14 protein-coding genes and 1 riboswitch are annotated in these 24,068 nt (G+C 69.5%); of the genes, 10 read left to right on the top strand and 4 right to left on the bottom strand.

The window, feature by feature from the left end; genetic code table 11:
* The first annotated feature begins 119 nt into the window (after positions 1–119).
* The 6 genes from VF329_00460 (at position 120) to VF329_00485 (ending at position 14,155) form a co-directional block, all read left to right on the top strand.
* Positions 120–611: a biopolymer transporter ExbD gene (locus VF329_00460; GenBank protein ID HEX7079472.1), complete on the top strand. Its 492-nt coding sequence runs from the start codon at positions 120–122 to the stop codon at positions 609–611.
* Positions 608–1,111 carry a biopolymer transporter ExbD gene (locus VF329_00465; protein ID HEX7079473.1) on the top strand — a complete coding sequence of 168 codons (504 nt, stop codon included), beginning with the start codon at positions 608–610 and terminating at the stop codon, positions 1,109–1,111. Before VF329_00460 ends, VF329_00465 begins: the two co-directional genes overlap by 4 nt.
* Before the next feature lie 19 nt (positions 1,112–1,130).
* On the top strand, positions 1,131–2,516 hold the full coding sequence (locus tag VF329_00470) for an AgmX/PglI C-terminal domain-containing protein (GenBank protein HEX7079474.1): 1,386 nt from the start codon (positions 1,131–1,133) through the stop codon (positions 2,514–2,516).
* A gap of 115 nt (positions 2,517–2,631) precedes the next feature.
* Positions 2,632–2,722, top strand: a riboswitch (cyclic di-GMP riboswitch).
* Between the two features lie 70 nt (positions 2,723–2,792).
* Entirely contained in the window at positions 2,793–7,925 is a 5,133-nt protein-coding gene (locus VF329_00475; protein ID HEX7079475.1) for a hypothetical protein, read from the top strand.
* A 5-nt stretch (positions 7,926–7,930) separates the two neighbouring features.
* Positions 7,931–13,066 carry an OmpA family protein gene (locus VF329_00480; GenBank protein HEX7079476.1) on the top strand — a complete coding sequence of 1,712 codons (5,136 nt, stop codon included), beginning with the start codon at positions 7,931–7,933 and terminating at the stop codon, positions 13,064–13,066.
* A 279-nt stretch (positions 13,067–13,345) separates the two neighbouring features.
* A complete protein-coding gene (locus VF329_00485) occupies positions 13,346–14,155 on the top strand; it encodes a BON domain-containing protein (GenBank protein HEX7079477.1) in 810 nt (269 codons plus the stop codon).
* On the opposite strand, the gene VF329_00490 is transcribed toward VF329_00485, so the two are convergent.
* Positions 14,100–14,540: a sigma-70 family RNA polymerase sigma factor gene (locus VF329_00490; protein ID HEX7079478.1), complete on the bottom strand. Its 441-nt coding sequence runs from the start codon at positions 14,538–14,540 to the stop codon at positions 14,100–14,102. The genes VF329_00485 and VF329_00490 overlap by 56 nt on opposite strands.
* Positions 14,541–14,705: 165 nt before the next feature.
* Between VF329_00490 and VF329_00495 the strand changes: the two genes are divergently transcribed.
* Genes VF329_00495 through VF329_00505 form a run of 3 tightly spaced genes read left to right on the top strand, consistent with a single transcriptional unit; the run spans position 14,706 to position 18,532 of the window.
* Positions 14,706–15,845, top strand: a complete 1,140-nt coding sequence (locus VF329_00495) for an aldose epimerase family protein (GenBank protein HEX7079479.1) — start codon at positions 14,706–14,708, stop codon at positions 15,843–15,845.
* 19 nt (positions 15,846–15,864) lie between these two features.
* Positions 15,865–17,667: an IlvD/Edd family dehydratase gene (locus VF329_00500; protein ID HEX7079480.1), complete on the top strand. Its 1,803-nt coding sequence runs from the start codon at positions 15,865–15,867 to the stop codon at positions 17,665–17,667.
* 7 nt (positions 17,668–17,674) lie between these two features.
* Positions 17,675–18,532 (top strand): SMP-30/gluconolactonase/LRE family protein, encoded by an 858-nt coding sequence (locus VF329_00505; protein ID HEX7079481.1) that lies wholly within the window; start codon positions 17,675–17,677, stop codon positions 18,530–18,532.
* A gap of 65 nt (positions 18,533–18,597) precedes the next feature.
* On the opposite strand, the gene VF329_00510 is transcribed toward VF329_00505, so the two are convergent.
* The 3 genes from VF329_00510 to VF329_00520 are packed head-to-tail and all read right to left on the bottom strand — an operon-like array spanning position 18,598 to position 22,103.
* On the bottom strand, positions 18,598–19,524 hold the full coding sequence (locus VF329_00510; protein HEX7079482.1) for a Gfo/Idh/MocA family oxidoreductase: 927 nt from the start codon (positions 19,522–19,524) through the stop codon (positions 18,598–18,600).
* A 10-nt stretch (positions 19,525–19,534) separates the two neighbouring features.
* Positions 19,535–20,521 (bottom strand): AraD1 family protein, encoded by a 987-nt coding sequence (gene araD1, locus VF329_00515; GenBank protein ID HEX7079483.1) that lies wholly within the window; start codon positions 20,519–20,521, stop codon positions 19,535–19,537.
* 7 nt (positions 20,522–20,528) lie between these two features.
* Positions 20,529–22,103 (bottom strand): aldehyde dehydrogenase (NADP(+)), encoded by a 1,575-nt coding sequence (locus VF329_00520; protein ID HEX7079484.1) that lies wholly within the window; start codon positions 22,101–22,103, stop codon positions 20,529–20,531.
* A gap of 268 nt (positions 22,104–22,371) precedes the next feature.
* On the opposite strand from VF329_00520, the gene VF329_00525 reads away from it, so the two are divergent.
* Positions 22,372–24,057, top strand: coding sequence for a sodium:solute symporter (locus VF329_00525; GenBank protein HEX7079485.1), 1,686 nt, complete (start codon positions 22,372–22,374; stop codon positions 24,055–24,057).
* The last annotated feature ends 11 nt before the right edge of the window (positions 24,058–24,068 follow it).

Genomic DNA, 24,068 nt, shown 5'->3' on the forward strand with positions numbered 1-24,068 from the left:
CCTGACGAGCAAGACCGGCGACATCGTCGACAGCCTGGAGATGGCCACCGTCAAGACCCTGAACGTCTTCTCGAAGCGGGCGAAGCGGCAGCTCGAGATCGCGGCCTGAGGCTCACCCCATGGCCAGACGGCATCATTACAGGCGGCGCACGAAGTACGGCATCGAGATCGACGTCACCACCTTTTTGAACCTGATGGTGGTGCTGGTCCCGTTCCTGCTGATCACGGCGGTCTTCTCCCGCCTCTCGATCGTCGAGCTCGATCTGCCGACGACCTCGGGAGGCTCGTCGCCGGAACCGGCGGGCTTCGCGGTCGAGGTCATCGTGCGCGAGGCCGGCCTCGAGATCACCAACGGCCGGGCGGTCATCGCATCGATACCGAAAGCCGGCGGCGAGTACGACCTGGAGAAGCTCTCGGAGTACATGCTCGCGCTCAAGCAGGAGCATCCCGGTCACGAGGCCGCCTCCGTGCTGCTCGAGCCGCAGATTCCCTACGACTACCTCATCCAGGTCATGGACGTCGTGCGCAGCGTCGAGCTGCCCGATGCCAGCGGTGAGCAGTACCAGCTGTATGCGCTGTTCACGCAGATTTCCGTTGGAGAAGCGCCATGAGGAGCTCACGCCGTATCAAGCGCATGTCGAGGAACCGGGCGAAGATCGGCAAGATGGATCTCACGTCGATGATGGACGTGTTCACGATCCTGGTGTTCTTCCTGCTCGTCAACACGGGCTCGGTGGAGGTCATGGAAGCGCCGAAGACCGTCACGCTGCCCGAATCGACCGTGGATTCGAAGCCGCGCGAGACGGTCGTGATCTTCGTCAGCGAAGAGAACGTCCTGGTGCAGGGGAAAGAGGTCGCGAAGGTCTCGGACATCCTCGCAGCCGACCGCGCGTCGATCGCCTCCATCACCGATCGGCTCGCGGAGCTCGGCGCGAACGTCATCGGGCCCGCCACCCGGACCGTCGCCGGCAGCCAGGAAGTCACGATTCTCGCGGACCGGCAGGTTCCCTTCGCGGTGATCAAGCGGATCATGTCGGCCTGCACGGGACAGGGCTACGGTCACGTGTCGCTCGCCGTCATCCAGAAGCCGTCGAAAGTGCAATCGATCTGACGCTCCGAGGGCCCTGACCATGTCCATGGAAAAGCACGAGCTGCGCGAACGCATCGGCCGGGCCCGCGACCAGCTCGCGGCGCTCGAGCGCGAGCTCACCGCCGTCGACGGCGAGCTCGAAGCGCGTTCGGCGGAGCGGCACCGGTACACGCTGCTGGAGCAGGTGTGCGGCTCACTCGAGGAGCTGGACCGGCTCGGCGCCGCGGCGCTCTTCTGGGGCGGATCCGGCAACGCCGACGCCGGCGTCGTGCACGGCGCCCGCCGGCGCATCGAGCGCTTTGCGTCGGAGATCGCGGAAATCGAAGACCGCCGCCGCGTCATCGCCGGGCAGATCGCAGCGGAGAACGAAAACCTCGGCTGGCTCGGCGAGGACCTCATCGACGCACTCGAGGAAGAGGAAAGCCGCAAGGCCGAGTGGCTCGTCGAGCGCGAGGAAAGCACTCTCCCGTACCGGCCGCAGGTCATGCCGTGGATGCGCTGTCTCGAAGAGGACCACCGCTTCCGGAGGTCGCTGGCGCTGGCCGTTTCGGTTTCGCTGCTCGTCGGTATCGTGTTCCGGCTCGTCGTCCTGCCGGTACCCGAGCGCGAGGAGCTCATCGAAGTCCCCGAGCGCGTGGCGCAGCTCATCGAAGAGCGTCAGGCCGTGCCGGCGCCGGAGCCCGTCGTCGCGGAGCCGGTGATCGAGGAGCCGGAGCCCGAGGAGGAGCCGCTCGTCGCGGAGGAGACGCCGTCCGAGCTCGAGCCGGCCGCGGAGCCCGCGCCGCAGCCGGCGCAACAGGCGAGCGCGCAGGAGCAGGTGCGCAGCAAGGGCATCCTCGCGTTCAGCGAGAGCTTCGCGAGCCTCGCCGCAAGCGCGCCGTCGGCGCGCCTCGGCTCGCAGGCCAGCCTGAGCAACGCGGGTGAGGCGGCCGTCGGCCGTCCCGAACGGGCGATGGTGACCACCGCGGGCCCGGGTTCGAGCGGCGGCATCAACCTCGGGGACATCAGCCGCGATTTCGGCGGCGGCGGAGGCGCCGGCCAGATGGCGGGCGTCCGCGTGACGCAGGTGGAGAGCTCCATCGGCGGGACCGGCGGCGGCGCGGACCGGCCGCTGTCCGGCGGGCACGGGGCCGGACGTACCGACGAGGAAATCCAGATCGTGTTCGACCGTTACAAGGCCGCGCTGTACCGGCTCTACAACCGCGAGCTGCGCCGGGATCCGACGCTGCGCGGCCAGGTCGTCGTGCGGCTCACCATCGAGCCCGACGGCAGCGTCTCGATGTGCGAGCTCGAATCGTCCGACATGGACGCGCCGACGCTCGTCGGCCAGGTCCTGGAACGCATCCGCGGCTTCGACTTCGGCGCGAAGGAGGGCATCGTGACGATGACGATCATCTACCCGATCGACTTCCTGCCGGCCGCTTGAAGGTGATCCCACTGAACATAACTCGGGAATTTACCCTCAACCTGTGAACTCGTTCACCCTTTCAGGTTTTCATTTCGAGAGATAGTCGCTTTTCAAAGACAGTTAAGTCTTTCGATTCAGACAAAGGCAAACCCACCGAAAGGTGGCGACGCAAAGTTTCCGGTCTAAGGGGCCCTTCCCGGCCCTATGACAGCGGGACCGCCAGAATCAAGCTCTCCGATCGAGCTCGATCCGTCATGGCGATGCGATCGCACACCCGGTGGACCGAGGTCGATCATGTTCCATCGCGACATCATCGCTCGACCGCGTGCCGCCATCCGGCTCGGTGCCTTGTTGCTGCTGTTAGGCGCGGGCGCAGCCGCCCGCGCGGAGAACTGCTCCGACTTCCCGAACGGTGTGCTGGACGGTTTCGCGGGCGACGTCGCGCCGGCGCAGATCCAGGTCGACCGGAACTGTACGATCCGCAACTTCCCTGCCTCTAACCCGCTCAGCACCAACTTCAGCTTCCTGACGCAGCCGGGGCAGACCGACCAGCGCTGGATCGTCATTTTCGACAACGTCGTGCACACCGGGGAGATGGCGTGCAACCAGGTCGCCGGCCACAAGATCTGGCTGACCAACAGCTCGTCCACCTCGATCCAGGAGGGCTGCCAGAATTTCCTGATCCCGGTCGAGAAGATCGACAAGCAGAATCCCGCCGGGCAGAGCACCGCCGTCGTCGGCGTGCCGTTCACTTACACGCTGACGATGCCCGTGCTGTTCGACCCGGCGACGGGGACCGTGATCAACGGTTTCGGATCCCTGAACGACCTGCACGGCGTCACCGTCCGGGACGACCTGAACGCGACCGGGGCGGACCTGAGGTACGTGAGCCACGTCGCGTACTGGAAGGACACCGGGCAGCCCGTGCCGCACACGTTCTCGAACACGGGCGGCTTTCTCACGTTCGACGACTTCCCGATCATCCCGGCGGGGCAGCAGATCATCCTCGAGCTGACGGTCGTGCTCGCCAACACGCCGGCCAACGCGCCGGGCACGCAGTTCGTCAACACGGCGAAGTGGGACTTCGGCCGGCTCATCGACGGCGAGTTCTTCGAACCCTTGCCCGGCGAGTGGGGCATCACGGAGCCGATGACGATCGTCGCGCCCGAGCTCACGCTGACCAAAACCGGCCCGGCGACGCTGAACCTCGGCCAGGCCGGCGATTTCGTCCTCGATATCCACAACATCGGCAACGGCGACGCGTGGAACGCGACGATCCGCGACCGCCTGCCGAATGGCCCCGACGGCGGCATGTGCGACTCGGCGCCGAGCGTGGCGAGCGCGCGCGTGCTCGCGGCCGACGGCACGACGCCGGTGCCCGGCAAGGACGCGCTGGTGCAGGGCAGCGATTTTCGCCTCGACTACACGGGCGCACCCGGCTGCGAGCTCGAGCTCGAGATCCTCACGGCGGCCGGCACCATCGGCGCGGACGAGCACCTGGTCATCACCTACCGGACGGAGCTCGACGCCGACACCGACAACGGCGCCTCGCTCACCAACGTCGCGGGCGCCGTGCAGTGGTTCGACAACGATCCCGGCGTCGCCGCCCGCGGCAGCTACACGCGGCCGCTGACCAACGGCACCGTCGGCGTGCTCGATCACCAGGACGCCCACACCGTCATCGCGGCGCTGACCGGCTTCTTCTTCGAGAAGAGCGTTGCGAACCTGACGAGCGGCGCGAGCCCGGCGACGACCGCGGCGCCCGGCGACACGCTCCGCTACACGCTGACCCTGCGCACCACCGACAGCCCGCTGACCGACGTGACCTTCCGCGACGACCTCGGCGCGCTGAATCCTTCGCCGGTGTTCGTGCCGGGCAGCCTGACCCTCGTCTCCGGCACGCTCCCGCCGGGCGCCGATGCGAGCAACACGGATCCGGACGGCGGCACGAACGGTGCGGGCCTGCTCGACGTCCGCAACCTGAGCCTGGCGGCGGACGACGAGCTGTCGCTCCAGTTCGACGTCACGCTCGCCGTGCCGCTGGCCGACGGCACGGCCGTCACGAACCAGGCAGAGCTCGCCGGTGCCGCCGCCACGGCGCTGAGCGACGACCCGAACGTCAACGGACCCTCCGACCCGGACGTCGCGGGCGACGAGGACCCGACGATGGTGGTGATCGAGGCTGCCCCCGACTTCAGGGTCGAGAAGATCTCGACGGACGTGACCGGCGATCCCGCGGTGCTGCTGCCGGGCGAGACGCTGCGCTACACCATCACCGTGCAGAACGTCGGCAACGACGACGCGCTCGATGCGCGCCTCGTCGATGCGGTGCCCGCGAACACCGCCTACGTTGCCGGCAGCACGACGCTGAACGGCAATCCGGTGCCGGATCCGGCGGGCGGCGGCTCGCCCCTGGCCGCCGGCATACCGCTGAATGCGCCCGAGGATGCGACGCCCGGCACGCTGCACGCCGTCGGGCCGGCGGCGCCCGGCAGTCACGTGGCGACGGTCGTGTTCGACGTGGTCGTGAGCGCGGATGCGATCGACGGCACGGTGATCTCGAACCAGGGCTTCGTGAGCGCGCCCGCGAAGGGCGTCGTCGACCAGCCCTCCGACGACCCGGACACGCCGACGGCCGACGATCCGACGCGCGACATCGTCGGCAACCTGCCGCTCCTGTTCGCCGCGAAATCGGCCGCGCTCGAGAACGACCTCGGCACACCGGGCATCGTCGACCCGGGCGACGTCCTGCGCTACACGATCGCGATCGAGAACACCGGCAACGTGCCGGCGACGCTGGCCGAGCTCAGCGATACCGTGCCGGCGAACACGACCTACGTCGCCGATTCGCTGACGCAGAACGGTCTGCCCGTCGGCCAGCCGGACGGCGGCGTGTTCCCGCTCGCCGCCGGCATCGCGGTCAGCTCGTCGGACTCGACGCCGCCGGTCCCCGGCGCGGGCGAGGGCGTCATCAGCGCGGGCGGCACGGCGACCGTGCAGTTCGACCTGCGCGTCGACGACGGCGTGCCGCCGGGCACCGTGATCTCGAACCAGGCGGTGGTCGGCAGCGACGAAGTACCGGACCTCCTGACCGACGGCGACGGCAATCCCGCGACCGGGCCCGAGCCCACCATCGTCATCGTCGGCGACCGCCAGGCGCTGACGATCACCAAGCAGGTCGCCGTCGTCGGCGGAGGCACGGCGCTTCCCGGCGCGACCCTCGAGTACGTCGTGACCGTGACCAACGTCGCGTCCGTCCCGGCGTCCTTCGTCGAGATCACGGACGACCTCGCCGTGCCGAACCCGGGCTACCTCACCTACGTCGACCAGTCGGCCACGATGAACGGCTCGGCCGACGGCATCACGGTGAACGGCTCGCTCGTCACCGCGGACTACTTCACGCGCTACGGACCGCTCGAGCCGGGCGGCACGGTCGTGCTGCGCTTCCGCGCGACGATCGATTCGACGCTCGCGATCGGCACGCCGATCACCAACACCGCCACGGTGTACTGGAACGACCCGAAGGAGACCGCGAGCGCGAGCGTCTCGATCGACGTCGGCGGCGTGGCGGGATCCGGCACGCTCGTGGGCACGGTGTGGCACGACACGGACTTCGACGACACGGCCGACGACGGCGAGCGGCGGCTCGAAGGGTGGACGGTGGAGCTCTTGCGCGACGGCACGCGCGTGCACGCCACGCAGACGGACGCGGACGGCCGCTTCGCGATGACCGGCGTGCCGCCGAACTACCTGACCGACGTGCGCTACGCGCTCGTGTTCAGCGCGCCCGGCGCAGGCGCGTCGACCGCCGCTCTCGGCCTGGCCGATTCCGCTTTCACGAACGGGCCGCAGCGCATCGACGAGATCGTCGTGCAGCCCGGAAGCCGCTTCGACGATCTGAACCTCCCGATCGACCCGGACGGCGTCGTGTACGACGCGCTCGTGCGCAGGCCCGTCGCCGGCGCGACCCTCACCCTGCTGCAAGGCGGCGCCGCCGTGCCGGAGGCGTGCTTCGACGATCCGCGCCAGCAGGGGCAGGTGACGCTCGCCGACGGCTGGTACAAGTTCGTGCTGAACTTCTCCGACCCGGGCTGCCTCGGCGGCGCGGGCTACGTGATCCGCGTGGCGCCGCCGCGCGCGGGCTACGTCGACGGCCTGTCGGAGATGATTCCACCGGCGTCCGACGCCACGTCGCCGTTCGACGTGCCGGCCTGCCCGGGCTCCGCCGACGACGCCGTTCCGGGGACGTCGGAGCATTGCGAGGTGCAGGCCTCGGCCCTGAATCCCGGCGCCGCCGTGCCCGGGCGCAGCGACGGCACGAGATACCACCTGCACCTGCGGCTCGACGGCACGGCGCTGCCGGGTACCGGTGAAATCTTCAACAACCACATCCCGCTCGACCCGGAGCTCTCGGGCGCCGTGTCGATCACCAAGACGACGCCGCTCGTCGACGTCACCCGCGGGCAGCTCGTGCCGTACGTCATCACGGTCAGCAGCACGTTCGAGATCCCGCTGCCGGACGTGGCGGTCGTCGATCTCATACCCGCCGGCTTCCTCTACGTCGCCGGCTCGGCACGCCTCGACGGTACGCCCGTGGAGCCCGTGGTCGAAGGGCGGGAGCTGGCCTGGTCCGGCCTCACGCTCACGGCCTCCGGGCGGAACACGCTGAAGCTCCTGCTCGCGGTCGGCGCCGGTGTCGGCGAAGGCGAGTTCGTGAACCGCGCGTGGGCCGCGAGCTCGCTCACCGGCAACGCGCTGTCCGGCGAGGCGTCGGCGACGGTGCGCATCGTCCCCGACCCGACCTTCGACTGCACCGACGTGACGGGCAAGGTTTTCGACGACGACAACAGGAACGGTTACCAGGACGGCGATGAAGAAGGGCTCCCCGGCGTGCGGCTCGTGACCGCGCGCGGGCTCGCGGTCACGACCGACCGTTACGGCCGTTTCCACATCACCTGCGCGATCACGCCGCACCCGATGCGCGGCAGCAACTTCGTGCTGAAGCTCGACGACCGCACGCTGCCCGCGGGCTACCGGCTTTCGACGCCGGCCGTGCAGGTGCAGCGCGCCACGCGCGGCAAAGCGCTGAACTTCGACTTCGGCGCGTCGATCCACCGCGTCGTCAACCTGGACCTCTCCGACCCGGTGTTCGAGCCGGGCGCGACGACGATCCGGCAGCAGTGGCGCCCGCGCCTCGACCGGCTGCTCGAGGAGCTGCGCAAGGCACCCGCGGTGCTCCGGCTGTCGTACGTCGCCGACGTCGAGGATCCGCGGCTGGTCGACCGGCGGCTCGCGGCGGTCAAGGCGCAGGTCGAGGACGCGTGGCAAGCGCTCGCATGCTGCTACGAGCTCGTCATCGAGCCGGAAATCTACTGGCGGCTCGGCGGCCCGCCGGACACTCCGGACGCAGCCGGTCCCGACAGGTGATCGCCATGACCCGATTGAGCGTGTTCTCGTTGTGCGCCGCGGCGGCCTTCCTGCCGGCGGCGAATGCGGCGGAAGTCGAGGAGGCACCGCTCGGCGAGACCGTCGAGCGCCACCTCGGGGTCGACGGCCCGTTCATGCACTGGGTGCAGGATCCCGATCGCGTCGCTGCCGACGAGGGCGATACGCTCGCGACCCGCGAGGTCGCCGCGGAGGCCCTGGAGACCGTCAAGCTGACCGGCCTCGTGCCGCCGATCCATTTCGCATCCGGCGTCGCGGACATTCCCGGTTCCACGCTCGCCGAGCTCGGCCGGATCCTCGAGCGGATGCAGCACCGCCGCAACGTCCGGCTGCACTTCGTCGGCCACGCCGACAACCAGCCGCTTTCCGACGCGCTGGCCCGCATCTACGGCGACAACATCGGCCTGTCGCGCGAGCGCGCGGGCGAGGTGGCGGAATACTTCCAGACCGCCCTCGCCCTGCCGCCGGAAGCGGTTTCGTATGACTGGGCCGGCGACACGCAGCCCGTGGCGTCGAACGAGACGGAAGCCGGCCGCGCGCTGAACCGGCGGGTCGAGGTGGAGGTCTGGTACGACGAGGTTCGCGAGCGCCTCGCCGTCGAGGAAGTGGTCGTGCCGCAGGACAGCAAGCGCGTCAAGGTCTGCCGCATCCAGACCGTGTGCAAGCTGCGCTACGTCGACGGCTACGCGAAGCGCGCGCGCATCCAGAATCTCGTGCCGCCGCTGCACTTCGACGACGACGGCATCGACGTGAGCGACGACTTCATCGCGAGGATCGGGCAGGCGTTCCGGGATCTTTCCGACCGGCAGAACGTCGTCGTCCGCTTCGTGGGCTTCACCGACGATGCGCCGCTCACCGGTCGCGTCGAACGCATCTACGGCACGCCGACCGGGCTCTCGAAAGCGCGCGCGCGGCGTGTGGCGCTCGCGGTCCAGGACGCGCTCGACCTGCCGACGGCCGCGGTCGAGAGCGACGGGGCGGGTGCCACGCGGCCGCTCGCCTCCGACGACACCGAACGCGGCAGGGCGCTGAACCGGCGCGTCGAAGTCGAGTTCTGGTACGACGATCCGCTGAAAGAGCTGCCGGACGAGCCCCAGCTCTGCCCCGACGCGCCGGGCGCCGAGGTGGTCACGAAGGTCTACGATCCGCCCTGGGGACCGATCGAGCACATCGGGTTCGCGGACGGCCAGCCGGTCATCCCGCCGGGCCTCGGCGCGGACATCGAGCGCGCCATGGCGGACATCGCCGACAGGACGAACGTGCGCGTGCGCTTCGTCGGCTACACGCGCAACGAACGCCTGAACCGGCGCACGGCCTCCGTGTACGGCGACGACATCGGGCTCTCCGCCTCGCGCGCACGCCGCGCCATGGAAGCGGTGAGCGCGGACCTCGGGCTGGCGAAATCCAGGCGCGAGTTCGAAGGTCGCGGCTATCTCTATTCCGACGACGTCGTGAATGCCGGCTTCATCCAGGGTGACGAGTCGTACGTCGCCGTACAGGTCGTGTACGACGAGCTCGCGCTGCTCGACGACTACGAAGGCGTCGAGGTGACGCGCCTCTCGCGCGAGATCGATCCGGAGAACCCGCTCGGCCTGAATCTCATGCGCATCAGCGTGGACGGCGAGCCCATCGACGACCCGGAGAAGAGCTCGTCCGACATCCAGCGCTGCACCGACGTCGCGTTCACCGCGGCCGATATCCGCTTCGGGTTCGACAACCTGACGTCCGCGCCGCGCCTGAGCGTCACGGCATACCCGGCCACCGTCAGGGTGCACCCGCTGCCGCCGACGCCGCCGGAGGCCGCGGTGCCGGGGCCGCCGTACGACGGCTGGCTCGACCAGCCGAATATCGTCGGCGAGAGCGTCAGCTTCCGCATGTACACCAATTACTCGCCATTCATCGAGCGTGCCGAGGTGCGCATCTTCGACAACGGCCAGTCGCTCAGGTCCGAGCCCCTCGAAGTCATCCCCATCGAGCTCGACGGCATCGCCGAGTGGCGGCCGGCGGCCGGCGAGTTTCGCGCGCCGGCGCGCGAGCTCGCCTACGTGCTGCGCGCCTACGGCCCGGACGGCAATTTCGACGAAACGCTGCCGCGGCCGCTGTGGCTCGTGTACGCGAATGCGGAGCTCCCGTCCGGGGACGGTGCACAGGCATCGCCGGCGCCGCAACCCGGGCTGCTCGCCGCCTGGGGCGAGAATGCGCTGGCAACCCAGAATATCGGCCTCTCCAGCGGCACGGTGACCGTCCAGGGCGGCGGCATTCCGGCGCACCACGAGGTGTGGGTGGCGGGACGCCCCGTCCCCGTGGACGCGCAGGGCAACTTCGTCTCCGAAGCAGTCCTGCCGACCGGCATGCACACGGTCGAGGTCGCGGTGCTGGACGAGGAGGGCAACGGCCAGCTCTACCTGCGCGACCTCGAATTCCAGGAGAACGACTGGTTCTACGTCGGCATGGCCGATCTGACGCTCTCGTCGGGCGAGACCAGCGGCCCGATGGACCTGCTCGCCGGCGACAACGCCGACGAGCTCGATTCCCATGCGGACGGGCGGCTCGCGTTCTTCGTGAACGGCAAGTTCGGCGACCACTGGCACGTGACCGCCAGCGCCGATACGCGCGAAGGACCGCTCGATACGCTCTTCAGCAACTTCATGGAAAAGACGCCGGACGCGCTCTTCCGCCGCATCGATCCCGATTACTACTACCCGACCTTCGGCGACGACGGCACGGTCGAGGAAATGGCGCCGACGATGGGCAAGTTCTTCCTTCGGGTGCGGCAGCGCGACAGCTACGCGCAATGGGGCAACTTCAAGGCCGGCTACATGCAGAACGAGCTGGCGCAGGTCGACCGCGGTCTCTACGGGGCCAACGTTCACTACCAGTCGGAGCGGACGACCGCCTTCGGCGAGCAGCGGTTCGCGGCCGACGCATTCGCGGCCGAGCCGGGCACCCTGCCGAGCCGCGAGGAATTCCGCGGTACCGGCGGCTCACTGTATTTCCTGCACCGCCAGGACCTGCTGCCGGGCTCCGAGCGGGTACGCATCGAGATCCGCGACAAGGCGTCCGGACTCGTGACCGGCGTCGTCAACCTGATGCCGGCGATGGATTACGACATCGATTACCTCCAGGGCCGCATTCTGCTGGCGGAGCCGCTCGCCTCCACGGCGGACGACGACCTGCTGGTGCGAAGCGGCGCGCTGTCGGGCGACGAGGCCTGGCTGGTCGTGCGCTACGAGTACACGCCGGGGTTCGAGGACGTCGACGCGCTGTCGACGGGCGGGCAGGTGCACTACTGGATGGGCGAGCACGTGAAGCTCGGGCTCACGGCCAGCAGCGACCGCCAGGACGACGGCGACAGCACCCTGCAGGCGGCGGACGTCACGTTGCGCCTGAGCTCGGAGTCCTGGCTGAAGCTGCAGGGCGGCGTCAGCGACGGCATCGTCTCGACCGCGGAGCTTTCGACGGACGGCGGCTTCGGCTTCACCGGGATCGACCCCTCCGCGTACGCGGACATCGACGCGGAGGCGTACCGGGCCGACCTGAGTCTCGCCACGGCCGACCTGCTCGACGCCGGCAACGGCCGCCTGACACTTTATATACAGGACGTCGAAGCCGGCTATTCCGCGCCCGGCCTCGCGGTGCTCGCGGACACGCGCAACCTCGGCGGCACGTTGAGCCTGCCGCTGTTCGAGGACCTGTCGCTGAACGCGAAGCTCGACAGCCGGGTGCAGGAGCAGGGCGTCGAGACGCGGGCGCAGGAGATCGATCTTGCGTACCGCCTGTCCGAGCACTGGGACGTGAGCGCGGGCTATCGCCAGGACCAGCGCATCGACCGCTCTCCGCTCGTGCCCGCAACCCAGGAGCAGGGCGAGCGCGCGGACGCCGTGCTGCAGCTCGGCTACGACTCGCGCGCCGACTGGAACGCCTGGGTGTTCCTCCAGGATACGCTTTCGACGACCGCCAGCCGGCCGGAAAACGGCCGCTACGGCGCGGGCGCCTCCTACCGCGTCTCCGAGCGCCTGCGCATCGACACCGAGGTTTCGAACGGCGATCTCGGGCCCGGCGGCAAGCTCGGAACCCGCTACCTGCATTCGGAGCGCACGAGCGTGTATCTCAACTACACGCTGGAGAACGAGCGCACCGGCAACGGGCTGCTGCCCACGCGCGGCGGCGAAGGCAACCTGGTCGCCGGCATCAAGTCACGCTTCTCGGACAGCGCGAGCGTGTATCTCGAGGAACGCTACCGGGCGGCCGGTCCGGCGACGGGCCTGACGCATGCGACCGGGATCAGCCTTGCCCCCACCGAGAGGCTGAACCTCGGCCTCTCCACCGATATCGGCACACTCGAGGATTCGCTCACCGGCGCGGAGACGGAACGGCGCGCGCTCGGCGTGCACGCGGGTTACGGCTTCGATGCGTTGCAGCTTTCCGGCGCGATCGAGTACCGCCTGGACGACGTCGAGCAGCTCGATCTCGGGCGCAACGAGCGCGAGACCTGGCTCTTCCGCAGCGGCTTCAAGTACCAACTGAGCCCGTCGGCGCGGCTCCTCGGCAAGCTCGACCACTCGGACAGCACGAGCTCGCTCGGTACCTTCTACGACGGCGGCTACACCGAGGCCGTGGTCGGGTACGCGTACCGGCCGGTCTACCACGACCGCCTGAACGCGCTCGCGAAGTACACGTGGTTCAGCAACGTGCCGAGCCCGGGCCAGGTGACGCCGGCGGGCAGCACCGCGGAGTTCGTGCAGAAGAGCCACGTCGCGTCGCTCGACCTCACCTACGACCTGACGCCCGCGTTCTCCATCGGGGGCAAGTACGCGTACCGCCTGGGCCAGGTGAGCCTGGACCGCGAAAATCCCGAGTTCTTCGAGAACGATGCGAGCCTGTACGTGCTGCGCGGCGACTTCCGGTTCCGGGAAGCCTGGGACCTGCTCGTCGAGGGGCGCCTGCTCGACATGCCGGACCTGGGCGAGCAGCGCACCGGCACGTTGCTCACCGTCTCGCGCCAGGCCGGCGATCACCTGAAGATCGGACTCGGTTACAACTTCAGCGAGTTCTCGGACGACCTGACCGACTTCGACTTCGATCACCGCGGATTCTTCCTCAACCTGACCGGCATGCTGTGATCGCGGCCGACGCCGGCCCCTGAGCCGGCCGACTGACGAGAAAGCTTCTCATTCCAGAAACGCCTCAGCGGAGGCGCCTCCCTGGCAACGTCCGTCCCGACCCCCGGCCGCGCCCGCCGCTCCGCGCCTGGATTCGCGCAACGGCCGGCCCGTGCGGGATTCGCGCGGCAGGGAATCCGGTGCCATGATGCAAGGAAAGCGGTCCCTCGCGTGCCGGCCCCACATCCGGTTCAGGCACGGGACTTGCACCATCGAGGTTCCTGCGAGGAGTTGTTACCCATGCCCAGAACCGATCCCGTCGCCGCCGTCCAGGCCGCGATCGCCCGCTACCCCCGTTTCCGGTCGCTGGCCGGCATCGCCATCCGCCTCGAGGACGACGCCCTGACCCTCGAGGGCACGCTTCCCCGTATCGCCGCCCGCCGCCTCCTGCCGCGCATCGCGGCCGAGGCGACCGGCCTCGGCATCCGCGACCGGCTGCGCATCCAGCCGGCGTCGGCGCATGACGACGCCGGCATCGCGGCGGATCTCGAGTCCGCGTTGTCGGTTGAGACCGCGCTCACCGGTTATGCGATCGCGCGCGATGCGGCTCCCGGTGGCGAGCGCTCGATCGCCATCCGGGTGCGCGATGGCGTCGTGCGGCTCGACGGCCGCGTCGCAAGCCTGCTGCACCGCCGGATCGCGGAGGCACGTGCCTGGTGGACGGCGGGCGTCGCCGACGTCGACAACCGCCTGCACGTCGAGCCCGCCGAGCACGACAGCGATGCCGCGATCGCGGACGCGGTGCGGGCCGTGCTCGAGCGCGATCCGCGCGTCGATGCCACGCGCCTCGCGGTACGTGCCGAGAATCGCATCGTGACGCTGATCGGCGTGCAGCCCGAGCCCGGGCAGCGCGTCGCCGCGGCCCAGGACGCCTGGTTCGTGCCCGGTGTGCACGAGGTCGACAACCGGATCCGCGTGCTGGATCACCGGCAGCTCGACCGCTACGCGGACGAAGCCTCGCGCGAGAGTTTTCCGGCGAGCGACCCGCCCTCGATCACCCCGATCGTCGGCATCGGCGGCACGGCCGGGCAGCGCCCCACCACCCTCTGAGCGCCGGAAGATCAGCCGCCGGCGGCTCGCTTGCCTGGTCGTCGGGATCGTGCACGTCGTCCGCGGAGAAGCGATGCTCTTTCCGCGAGAGCGTCAGCGCGCAGTGCTTCACGACCGGGTACAGGAAGGTGGTCATCGGCGCCGTGAGCGTCAGGCCCTCGCCGGCAGGCGGAAACTTGCGCAGCAGGTAGGAGAAGGTTTCCTGGAGCACGTCGAGCGCGGCGTCGGGGTCGCGCACGAAGCGCAGCGCCACGCGGACCACGTAGTCCTTGTGCCGGCGATACAGCGCCTCGAACGCCTGCGCCGCTGCCGCCGCGTCGCCCTGGTTGCAGAGCCGGACGAGCGTCTCGTCGCTGCGCGGGTCCGCCTTGCCGCGTCTCGCCATCGGTCCGTGCCCGTTCCCGGCCGCCCCGGCTCGATGATAATCGCCCGGCGCTTCCACCGGCGCGCGGGGCTTGTGTCCGCGGCCGATTAATGCCATTTTGTCCGAGTATTTGGCGCCGCCGGTCGGCGCGTACCGGCAGGCACGGCGACTCGTGCCTTCGTGGACATGCAAAAACAAACACTTGCAGCCTTCATCGTCAGCGCGGCCTTGAGTCATCCAGCAGCATCGGCGTTCGCCGCTGAAGCGCAGACGGGCGATTTCGGCACCCTCGCCGATGGCACGCGCATCGAGGCCGTGGAGCTCACCAACCGCCACGGCGTATCGGCGCGCATCATTACCCTGGGCGCGACCCTGCAGTCTTTGCGCGTTCCGGATGCGCACGGCGCGAGCGCGGACGTGGTGCTCGGTTACGACGAGCCGCAGCAGTACCTCGACCAGCCGCAGTATTTCGGCGCCTCGGTGGGCCGCTACGCGAACCGCATCGCGCACGGCCGCTTCACGCTGGACGGCAAGGACTTTGAGCTGCCGGTCAACGACGGACCGAACCACCTGCACGGCGGGCCGCGGGGTTTCGACAAGGCCGTGTGGACGCTCGCCAAAGCCGAGAGCGGCTCGCCGGCGCGCGCCGTGTTCACTTACGTGAGCCCGGACGGCGAGCAGGGGTATCCCGGGCGGCTCGAAGTGACGGCGATCTATACGCTGAGCGAAGACAACGAGCTCGCGATCGAGTACCGCGCGGTCACCGACGCGCCGACGATCGTCAACGTCACCAATCACAGCTACTTCAACCTCGCGGGCGCGACCGGCGACCAATCCATCCTCGACCACCTTCTCACGCTGTTCGCCGATCGCTTCACGCCGGTGGACGCGACGCTCATCCCGACGGGCGAGCGGCGGGCGGTCGCCGGCACACCGTTCGATTTCCGCGAGGCGAAGCGCATCGGCAGCGACATCCGCGACGGCGCGAGCGAGCAGCTCCGCTTCGGCCGCGGCTACGACCACAACTTCATCGTGAACGGCGAGGCGGGCGAGCTCCGGCCGGCCGCGCGGCTGGTCGATCCGGGATCCGGGCGCGTCATGGAGCTCCTCGTCACCGCGCCCGGCGTGCAGTTCTATTCCGGCAACTTCCTCGACGGGACCACCGTGGGCAAAGGCGGCCGCATCTACCGCCAGGGCGACGCGCTCTGCCTCGAGCCGCAGGTCTTCCCGGATGCGCCGAACCATGCGGATTTCCCCTCGGCGCGGCTCGACCCCGGCGATACCTACGTGAACCGGATGGTGTTACGGTTTTCGACCGCGGAGTGACGGCGGAACACGCACGGTCATGAGCGACCCCGGCAAGCCAGACAGGAAGCTCCGCTCGCGAGCCTGGTTCGACGATCCGACGAACGCCGACATGACGGCGCTCTACCTCGAGCGCTACATGAACTTCGGGCTGTCGCAGGAGGAGCTGCAGTCGGGCAAGCCGATCATCGGCATCGCGCAGACCGGCAGCGATCTCTCGCCCTGCAACCGCCATCACCTCGTGCTCGCCGAGCGCGTGCGCGCGGGTATCCGCGAAGCGGGCGGCATCGCCATCGAGTTCCCGGTGCACCCGATCCAGGAAACGGGCAAGCGGCCGACCGCGGGTCTCGACCGCAATCTCGCCTACCTCGGCCTGGTCGAGGTGCTGTTCGGCTATCCGCTGGACGGAGTGGTCCTCACCATCGGCTGCGACAAGACGACGCCCGCGTGCCTGATGGCCGCCGCGACCGTGAACATTCCCGCCATTGCGCTCTCCGTCGGCCCGATGCTGAACGGCTGGTTCAAGGGCGAGCGGACCGGCTCCGGCACCATCGTGTGGCGCGCGCGCGAGCTGATGGCGGCGGGCGAGATCGATTACCAGGGCTTCATCAAGCTGGTCGCGTCCTCGGCGCCGTCGACCGGCTACTGCAACACCATGGGCACGGCGACGACGATGAACAGCCTCGTCGAGGTGCTCGGAATGTCACTGCCGGGCTCCGCCGCGATCCCGGCGCCGTACCGCGACCGGCAGGAATGCGCCTGGCGCACCGGCCGGCAGATCGTCGAGATGGTGGAGGCGGATCGCAAGCCCTCCGACATCCTCACGCGCGCGGCGTTCATCAACGCGATTCGCCTGAACTCGGCCATCGGCGGCTCGACCAACGCGCCGATCCACATCAACGCGATCGCGCGCCACATCGGCGTCGAGCTCACGGTGGACGACTGGCAGGAATACGGCCGCGAGATCCCGCTGCTCGTGAATCTCCAGCCGGCGGGCGAATACCTCGGCGAGGACTACTACCGCGCGGGCGGCGTGCCCGCCGTGGTCGCCGAGCTCATGGGGCAGGGGCTGATCGACGGATCGGCCCTGACCGCGAACGGCCGCAGCATCGGCGAGAACTGCCGCGGTGCCGTGATCGAGGACGAGCGCGTCATCCGCCCGTTCGAGCGGCCACTGAAACCGCAAGGCGGGTTCACGGTGCTGCGCGGCAACCTGTTCGACTCCGCGATCATGAAGACGAGCGTGATCTCGCCAGAGTTCCGCACGCAGTATCTTTCGAATCCCGATGATCCCGAGGCGTTCGAGGGCCGGGCCGTGGTGTTCGACGGCCCGGAGGATTACCACCGGCGCATCGACGACCCCGAGCTCGGCGTCGACGAGAATTCGATCCTCTTCATCCGCGGCACCGGGCCGGTCGGTTATCCCGGCGCCGCCGAGGTCGTCAACATGCGGCCGCCGGCCGCGCTCATCCGCACGGGCGTGCACACGCTGCCGTGCGTCGGCGACGGGCGGCAGTCCGGCACGTCCGGATCGCCGTCCATCCTGAACGCGTCGCCGGAGGCGGCGATCGGCGGCGGGCTCGCGCTCGTCAAAACCGGCGATCGCGTGCGCATCGATCTCAAGCGCGGCGCGGCGAACATGCTGGTCAGCGACGAGGAGCTCGCCGCGCGCCGGAAGGCGCTCGCGGACGCCGGCGGCTATCCGGTGCCGGAGAGCCAGACGCCGTGGCAGGAGATCCAGCGCGAGGTCACGAGCCAGGCCGACACCGGCGCCGTGCTCGAGAACGCTCCGAAGTACCAGCGCATCGCGCAGAAGTACGGCGTGCCGCGGCACAACCACTGAGCCGGCCATGGCGGACGGCTGGCGCATCGCCTGCGATATCCGCTGCGAGCTCGGCGAAGGACCGCTCTGGTCCGCGCGCGACGACGCCGTCTACTGGGTCGACATTCTCGGCCACCAGCTCCATCGCCTGTCGCTCGCCGACGCGAGCGTGCGCTCGTGGGATCTGCCGGCGAAGATCGGCTGGGTGATCGAGCGGCGCGCTGCGCCGGGCTTCATCGCCGGATTGCAGACCGGTTTTCACGCGCTGACCCTCGAGCCGTTCGCGTGCCGGCCGCTCGTCGACCCCGAGCCGCAGCTGCCGGACAACCGCATGAACGACGCGAAAGCCGATCACCTGGGGCGCATCTGGGCCGGCACGATGGACTGCGACATCCGCTCCCCGAGCGGCTCGCTGTATCGTTTGGATGGCGACCTGAACGTCACGCAGCACGACACCGGCTATCTCGTCTGCAACGGGCCCGCATTCGGCGACGGGTGTTTCTACCATGCCGATACCGGCCTCGGCGTGGTCTATCGCTTCGAGATGACGGACGATGGCGAGATTCGTGAGCGCACGGAATTCATCCGCTTCCCGCGCGACTGGGGCTATCCGGACGGGATGACCGTAGACGCGGAAGGCTGCCTCTGGATCGCGCACTGGGGCGGCGGCCGCGTCAGCCGTTTCACGCCGGACGGCGGGCTCGAGCGCGCACTCGAGCTGCCGGCGTCGCAGATCACGAGCTGCACGTTTGCGGGGCCTGAGCTCGATCGCCTGTTCGTCACCTCGGCCGCGGAAAATCATCACGACGACGAGCCGCTCGCCGGCATGCTCTTCGAGCTCTACCCCGGCGTCCGCGGCCTGCCCGCAAACACCTTCGACGGCTGAGCCTCCCCGCCGCAGCGAGTCGAATCGCCGTTTGGTCGCGCGCATTGCGCGCTCACGTTGTTCTTCTATTCGACGAACGGGGCGACGATCGTGCGGCGGGCGCAGAGGAAAGCGTCCGCGACGAGACGGAACGGCTCGACGTCGGCGTCGATGCCGTTCTCGCGGACGAGGGTCGCGAACCGTTCGTACAATCTCGGGTATTCCCGGTCCGGCGCCTCGCGCGGGGCCTCGTCGCCGACCGTGAGCACCGCGCCGCCCTTCGCGAGCAGCACCGGCCCGGCGTCGGTCTCGATGGCGATGTCCCAGGTCGGCGCGCCGGTCTGCAGGAAATCGAGCGATGCTGTAACCGGCGTTCCCTGCTCGTCGACCAGCTCGAGCTCGCCCGCGATCGGCGCCTGGCAGTTCTCCGGGAATGCGAGCTCCGCGCGCTTCAGCACCAACCGGTGCGGCAGGATGCGGGTCACGATCGACAGGGCGTTGATCGCCGGATCGAACACGCCGAGACCGCCGGCCTGCCAGATCCACGCCTGCCCCGGATGCCAGTAGCGCACGTCTTCCTTCCAGGTGATCGTCACCCGGCGGATCTCGCGCTCGACGAGCAGGGCGCGTGCGGGCTCGACCCCGGCGGCCTCGCGCGAATGCCAGGCCGCGAAGAGCGCCCGGCCGTTGCGCCAGGCGAGCTCCTCAAGTGCGTGGACCTCGTTCAGCGTCGCGCCGGGCGGCTTCTCGAGCATGACGTGCAATCCGCGCTGCAAGGCTGTGCGCGCGATGTCGAAGCGCGCCTGCGGCGGCGTGCACACGGCGACCGCATCGAGGTTCGAATGGGCGTCGAGCAGCGCCTCGATGCTGGTGTAGCCCGGCACGCCGTCGAGCTTCTGATGACGGCTGACACCGGCGACGAGCTCGTAGGTGCCATTGGCGGCCAGCGCCGGCACGTGCTGGTCGCGCGCGATCTTGCCGATACCGATCAGGGCAATGCGGATGCGATCCACGACGCTCTCCTCACAGCGGGCGCACGGCGGCCGGCGACGACGTCTCACCGGCCAGCGGATTCACGAGCTTGAGCGCAAACGGCGGCGCCTCGATCTCGAACACGTCGCCCGCGCGCGTGCGCACGCCGTCCGCGAACGACAGCGTCGCCGTGCCGAAAAAGTGCACGTGCACGTCGCCGGGCCTCCTGAACTGGCGGTATTTGAAATGATGGTGCTCGAGGTTGGCGATCGAGTGCGACATGTTCGCTTCACCGGTCCAGAACGGCTTTTCCCACAGCGTCTCGCCCTGGCGGAGGATACGGCTGGTGCCGCGGATATCGTCGGGGACGGCCGTGAGCAGCTCGGGCCCGAGCGCGGCGGTGCGTAGCTTCGAATGCGCGAGCCAGAGGTAGTTGTGCCGCTCGGTCACGTGATCCGAGAACTCGTTCGCGAGGCAGAAGCCGAGCCGCCGCGGACAGCCGTCGTCGTCGATCACGTAGATGCCGGCGAGCTCCGGCTCCTCGCTGCCGTCCTCGGCGAAATCCGGCAGCACCAGCGCCGCGCCCGTGCCCACGACACAGGAGCCGTCGCCCTTGTAGAACCATTCCGGCTGCACACCGGCCCGGCCGTCCGCCGGCTTGCCGCCCTCGACCCCCATGCGGAACATGCGCAGCGAGTCGGTCGGCTGCTCGCCCGCGGCCTCGCGGTGCATGCGGTCTCGCGTCTCGGCAGAGCCGAGGTGCGTCAAACCGGTGCCGGAGAGCAGGAGGTGCGCGGGATCCGGATGATCGATCGGCGGGAGCAGGCGCCCCTCGCGGGCGGCGAGCTCGAGGTGGACGGGCTCGGGTGAAACATGCCGGCGCACGCAGTCCTCGAGCGGCGAGCGCTCCGCGAGTGCGGCGAGCGCGAGCTCGTACACGGACGCAAGGCCGTCGATGCAGCGGGCGCCGTGCCCGAGATCGGCGGCGACGCGCCGGCGGCCGTCCGCGTTCGTGAGCTGCACGAGCCGCAAGGGCACGTCCGTCTCAGCCCGTCCGCCAGGCGCCGTCGACCCGGCGCGGGCGAGCGGGGGCGTCCGCGCGCAACTCCGGCGGCAGCAGCGCGTCCGGCAGGTCCTGGTAGCACACGGGCCTTAAGAAACGCTCGATGGCCAGCGTGCCGACCGACGTGCTGCGGCCGTCGGAGGTCGCGGGAAACGGGCCGCCGTGCACCATCGCGTGCGAGACCTCGACGCCGGTCGGCCAGCCGTTCGCGATGATGCGTCCCGCCTTGAGCTCGAGCAGCGGGAGGAGCCGCGCGGCGAGCGCCTCGTCGTCGTCCGCGAGGTGCAGCGTCGCCGTGAGCTGCCCTTCGAGCGTGCCGATCACGGCCGCGAGCTCGTCCTCGTCGCGGCAGCGCACGACGAGGGACGCGGCGCCGAACACCTCGTGCATGAGCGAGCGGTCGGCGAGCAGGTCCGCGCCGGCCACCGAGAACAGCGCGGCGCGCCCGCAGCCCGGACCGGCGGGCCCGCCGCCGGCGGCCAGCAGGCGGATGCGCTCATGCGCGGAGAGCCGCGCCACGCCCGCCTCGTAGGCCGCGTGAATGCCCGCGGTCAGCATGACACCCGGTGCGACCCCGGCAATTGCGGCCGACGCGGCCGCGATGAAGCGGTCGAGCGCGGGCCCTGCGAGGCCGAGCACCAGTCCCGGATTGGTGCAGAACTGCCCGACGCCCAGCGTCACCGAAGCGACATAGCCTTTCGCGATCGCTTCCGCGCGCTCTGCGAGCGCACCGGGCAACAGCAGCACCGGGTTGATGCTGCTCATCTCGGCGTACACCGGGATCGGTTCCGGCCGCGCGTTCGCGATCCCCATGAGCGCGAGGCCGCCGCGCCGCGAGCCGGTGAAGCCCACCGCGCGGATAGCGGGATGCGCGACCAGCGCCGCGCCGACGTCGTTCGCATCGCCGTTCAGGAGCGAGAAGACGCCGTCGGGCATGCCGCAGTCCGCCGCGGCCCGGGCGATCGCCTGCGCGACGAGCTCGCCGGTGCCGGGGTGGGCGGGGTGGCCCTTTGCCACGACGGGGCAGCCGGCCGCGAGTGCCGCGGCAGTGTCGCCGCCCGCGACCGAGAACGCGAGCGGGAAGTTGCTTGCTCCGAATACCGCCACCGGTCCAAGGGGGATGCGTCGCTGCCGGAGATCCGGTCGCGGCAGCGGCTTGCGCTCCGGCAGCGCGTGATCGATGCGCATGCCGAGCCAGCCGCCCGCGCGCAGCTCGTCGGCGAAGAGCCGGAGCTGGCCGGCGGTGCGGCCGCGCTCGCCCGCCAGCCGCTCGACGGGCAGCGCCGATTCGGCATGCGCGCGCGCGATGAGCTCGTCACCGAGCGCGACGATGCCGTCCGCGATCGCTTCGAGGAAGCGCGCGCGCTGCTCCGGCGCCAGCGACCGGTATGCGCCGAACGCCGCTGCCGCGAGCCGGCAGGCGCGGTCGACTTCCGCCGCGCCCGCGCTCGCGAACGGCGGCTCGAGCGGCTCGCCGGTCGCGGGCGCGACCGCGCGGAAGCTGGCCTGCGTGCGGACGCGGCTGGCGCCGATGAACAGCTCTCCCGATAAGGGCATTCGCGGGCTCCTGCGGGTTGGAAGAAGCGGCTGAGAGGCGGATAACTCGGACAATATTATACGCCCGCGGCGCGAGCAAACGTCGCCGCGGGCCGTCGCGCTCCGTCAGCGTCCGGGATCGGTCAGCGGCTCCGCGGAGGCTCCGGCCCGCCCCGTCAGGTGCGGGCGGCAAGGATAATGTCGTACAATTTCGCGGGGGCCGGAGCCTGCCGGGGATCGGGGGCGGCGCGGCATCGCAAGCAAGAACAATCGGGGAGATGTCACGTCCATGACCGGGCTCGACTGGTTCGTCATTTTTCTCTATTTCGTGCTGATCGGCTGGCTGGCCTGGTGGTATGGCCGCCAGCAGAAGGACAGCGTCGACTACTTCCTCGCCGGCCGGAACGCCGGCTTCATCGCGGTCGGCGCCTCGATCTTCACCTCCAACATCGGCTCGGAGCACATCGTCGGTCTCGCCGGGCAGGGCACCGCCACCGGCATGGCGATGGCGCACTGGGAGCTGCACGCCTGGATCCTGATCCTGCTCGCGGGCCTCTTCGTGCCCTTCTACTACAAGGCTGGCGTGCAGACGATTCCGGAGTTCCTCGAGCGCCGCTTCAACGCGAACGCGCGCACGATCCTGTCGGTGGTGTCACTCGTCGCCTACGTGTTCACCAAGGTGAGCGTCACCGTCTACGCGGGCGCGATCGTTTTCCAGGCGCTCCTCCCCGACACCTTCGGCTCGCCGCAGAACGCCTTCTGGGTGGGCGCGTTCACGACCGTCATCATCACCGGCATCTACACGGTGTTCGGCGGCATGCGGGCCATCATGGCGACGGCGACGCCGCAGGCCGTGCTCATCCTTTTCGGCGCGGGCTACATCACGCTCACGGGTCTCGCGAAGCTCGGCGGCTGGGGCGAGCTCGTCGATACCGTGAGCGTCAACGCCGACCAGTTCGCCCTCTGGCGACCGCTGAGCGACCCCGATTTTCCGTGGCTGGGGGTCCTGATCGCCTCGCCGATCGTCGGCATCTGGTACTGGTGCACGGACCAGTACATCGTGCAGCGCACCCTGTCGGCAAAAAACCTCACGACCGCCCGCCGCGGCGCGCTTTTCGGCGGCCTGCTGAAGGTGTGGCCGGTGCTGATCTTCCTGATCCCGGGCCTGATCGGCTGGGCGCTGCACCAGAAGGGCATCATTGAGCTGCCGATGCACACCGTGAACGGCGTGACCTCGATCAACGGCGACACGGTGTTCCCGACGCTCGTTTCGGCGCTGCTGCCAACGGGGCTTCGCGGCCTCATCGTCGCCTGCCTGCTCGCGGCGCTGATGAGCTCGCTCGCGTCGCTGTTCAATTCGAGCGCGGCGCTGTTCACCGTCGACATCTATGAGAAGCTGCGGCCGGGGCAGTCCGAACGCCACCTCGTGACCGTCGGGCGCGTCGCGACCGCCGTCGTCGTGGTGTCGGGCATCGCCTGGATTCCCGTGATGCAGGTGGTCTCCGGCGGCGGGCTGTACCAGTACCTGCAGGCCGTGCAGGGCTACCTCGCACCGCCGATCACGGCGGTGTTCCTGCTCGGCGTGTTCTGGAAACGCCTGAACGCGACCGGCGCGGTATGGGCGCTCGCCGGCGGCTTCATCCTCGGCATGCTCAAGCTGACCTGCCAGGCCCTGTTCGGAGCGGCCGAGGGCAAGATGCACTCGCCTGCGTTCCTCGCGGCCGTCGGCGATTTCAACTTCCTGTACGCGACCGGCGTGCTGTTCGTGCTGGCGGCGATCCTGATGGTCGTGGGCTCGCTGGTCTCCGCGCCGCCGCCGCCGGAGAAGGTGGACGGGCTGACCTACCGCTCGATCCGCGCGAAATACGGCGACGAGATCCGCGCGAGCTGGGACCTGGGCAACAAGATCCTGGCCACGGTCATCCTGCTCTTCGTCATCGGCATGTACACGTATTTCAGCGTCTGGCTGAATTAAAGCCGCGACCG

It is taken from the genome of Gammaproteobacteria bacterium, from assembly GCA_036381015.1.
Classification (GTDB): domain Bacteria; phylum Pseudomonadota; class Gammaproteobacteria; order Steroidobacterales; family Rariloculaceae; genus ZC4RG20.

What these genes read in the sequence shown, in the direction of transcription:
- VF329_00460 (HEX7079472.1), top strand. Translation starts at nt 120, where the DNA reads ATGGCCAGACGGCATCATTACAGGCGGCGCACGAAGTACGGCATCGAG.
- VF329_00465 (HEX7079473.1), top strand. Translation starts at nt 608, where the DNA reads ATGAGGAGCTCACGCCGTATCAAGCGCATGTCGAGGAACCGGGCGAAG.
- VF329_00470 (HEX7079474.1), top strand. Translation starts at nt 1,131, where the DNA reads ATGTCCATGGAAAAGCACGAGCTGCGCGAACGCATCGGCCGGGCCCGC.
- VF329_00475 (HEX7079475.1), top strand. Translation starts at nt 2,793, where the DNA reads ATGTTCCATCGCGACATCATCGCTCGACCGCGTGCCGCCATCCGGCTC.
- VF329_00480 (HEX7079476.1), top strand. Translation starts at nt 7,931, where the DNA reads ATGACCCGATTGAGCGTGTTCTCGTTGTGCGCCGCGGCGGCCTTCCTG.
- VF329_00485 (HEX7079477.1), top strand. Translation starts at nt 13,346, where the DNA reads ATGCCCAGAACCGATCCCGTCGCCGCCGTCCAGGCCGCGATCGCCCGC.
- VF329_00490 (HEX7079478.1), bottom strand. Translation starts at nt 14,540, where the DNA reads ATGGCGAGACGCGGCAAGGCGGACCCGCGCAGCGACGAGACGCTCGTC.
- VF329_00495 (HEX7079479.1), top strand. Translation starts at nt 14,706, where the DNA reads ATGCAAAAACAAACACTTGCAGCCTTCATCGTCAGCGCGGCCTTGAGT.
- VF329_00500 (HEX7079480.1), top strand. Translation starts at nt 15,865, where the DNA reads ATGAGCGACCCCGGCAAGCCAGACAGGAAGCTCCGCTCGCGAGCCTGG.
- VF329_00505 (HEX7079481.1), top strand. Translation starts at nt 17,675, where the DNA reads ATGGCGGACGGCTGGCGCATCGCCTGCGATATCCGCTGCGAGCTCGGC.
- VF329_00520 (HEX7079484.1), bottom strand. Translation starts at nt 22,103, where the DNA reads ATGCCCTTATCGGGAGAGCTGTTCATCGGCGCCAGCCGCGTCCGCACG.
- VF329_00525 (HEX7079485.1), top strand. Translation starts at nt 22,372, where the DNA reads ATGACCGGGCTCGACTGGTTCGTCATTTTTCTCTATTTCGTGCTGATC.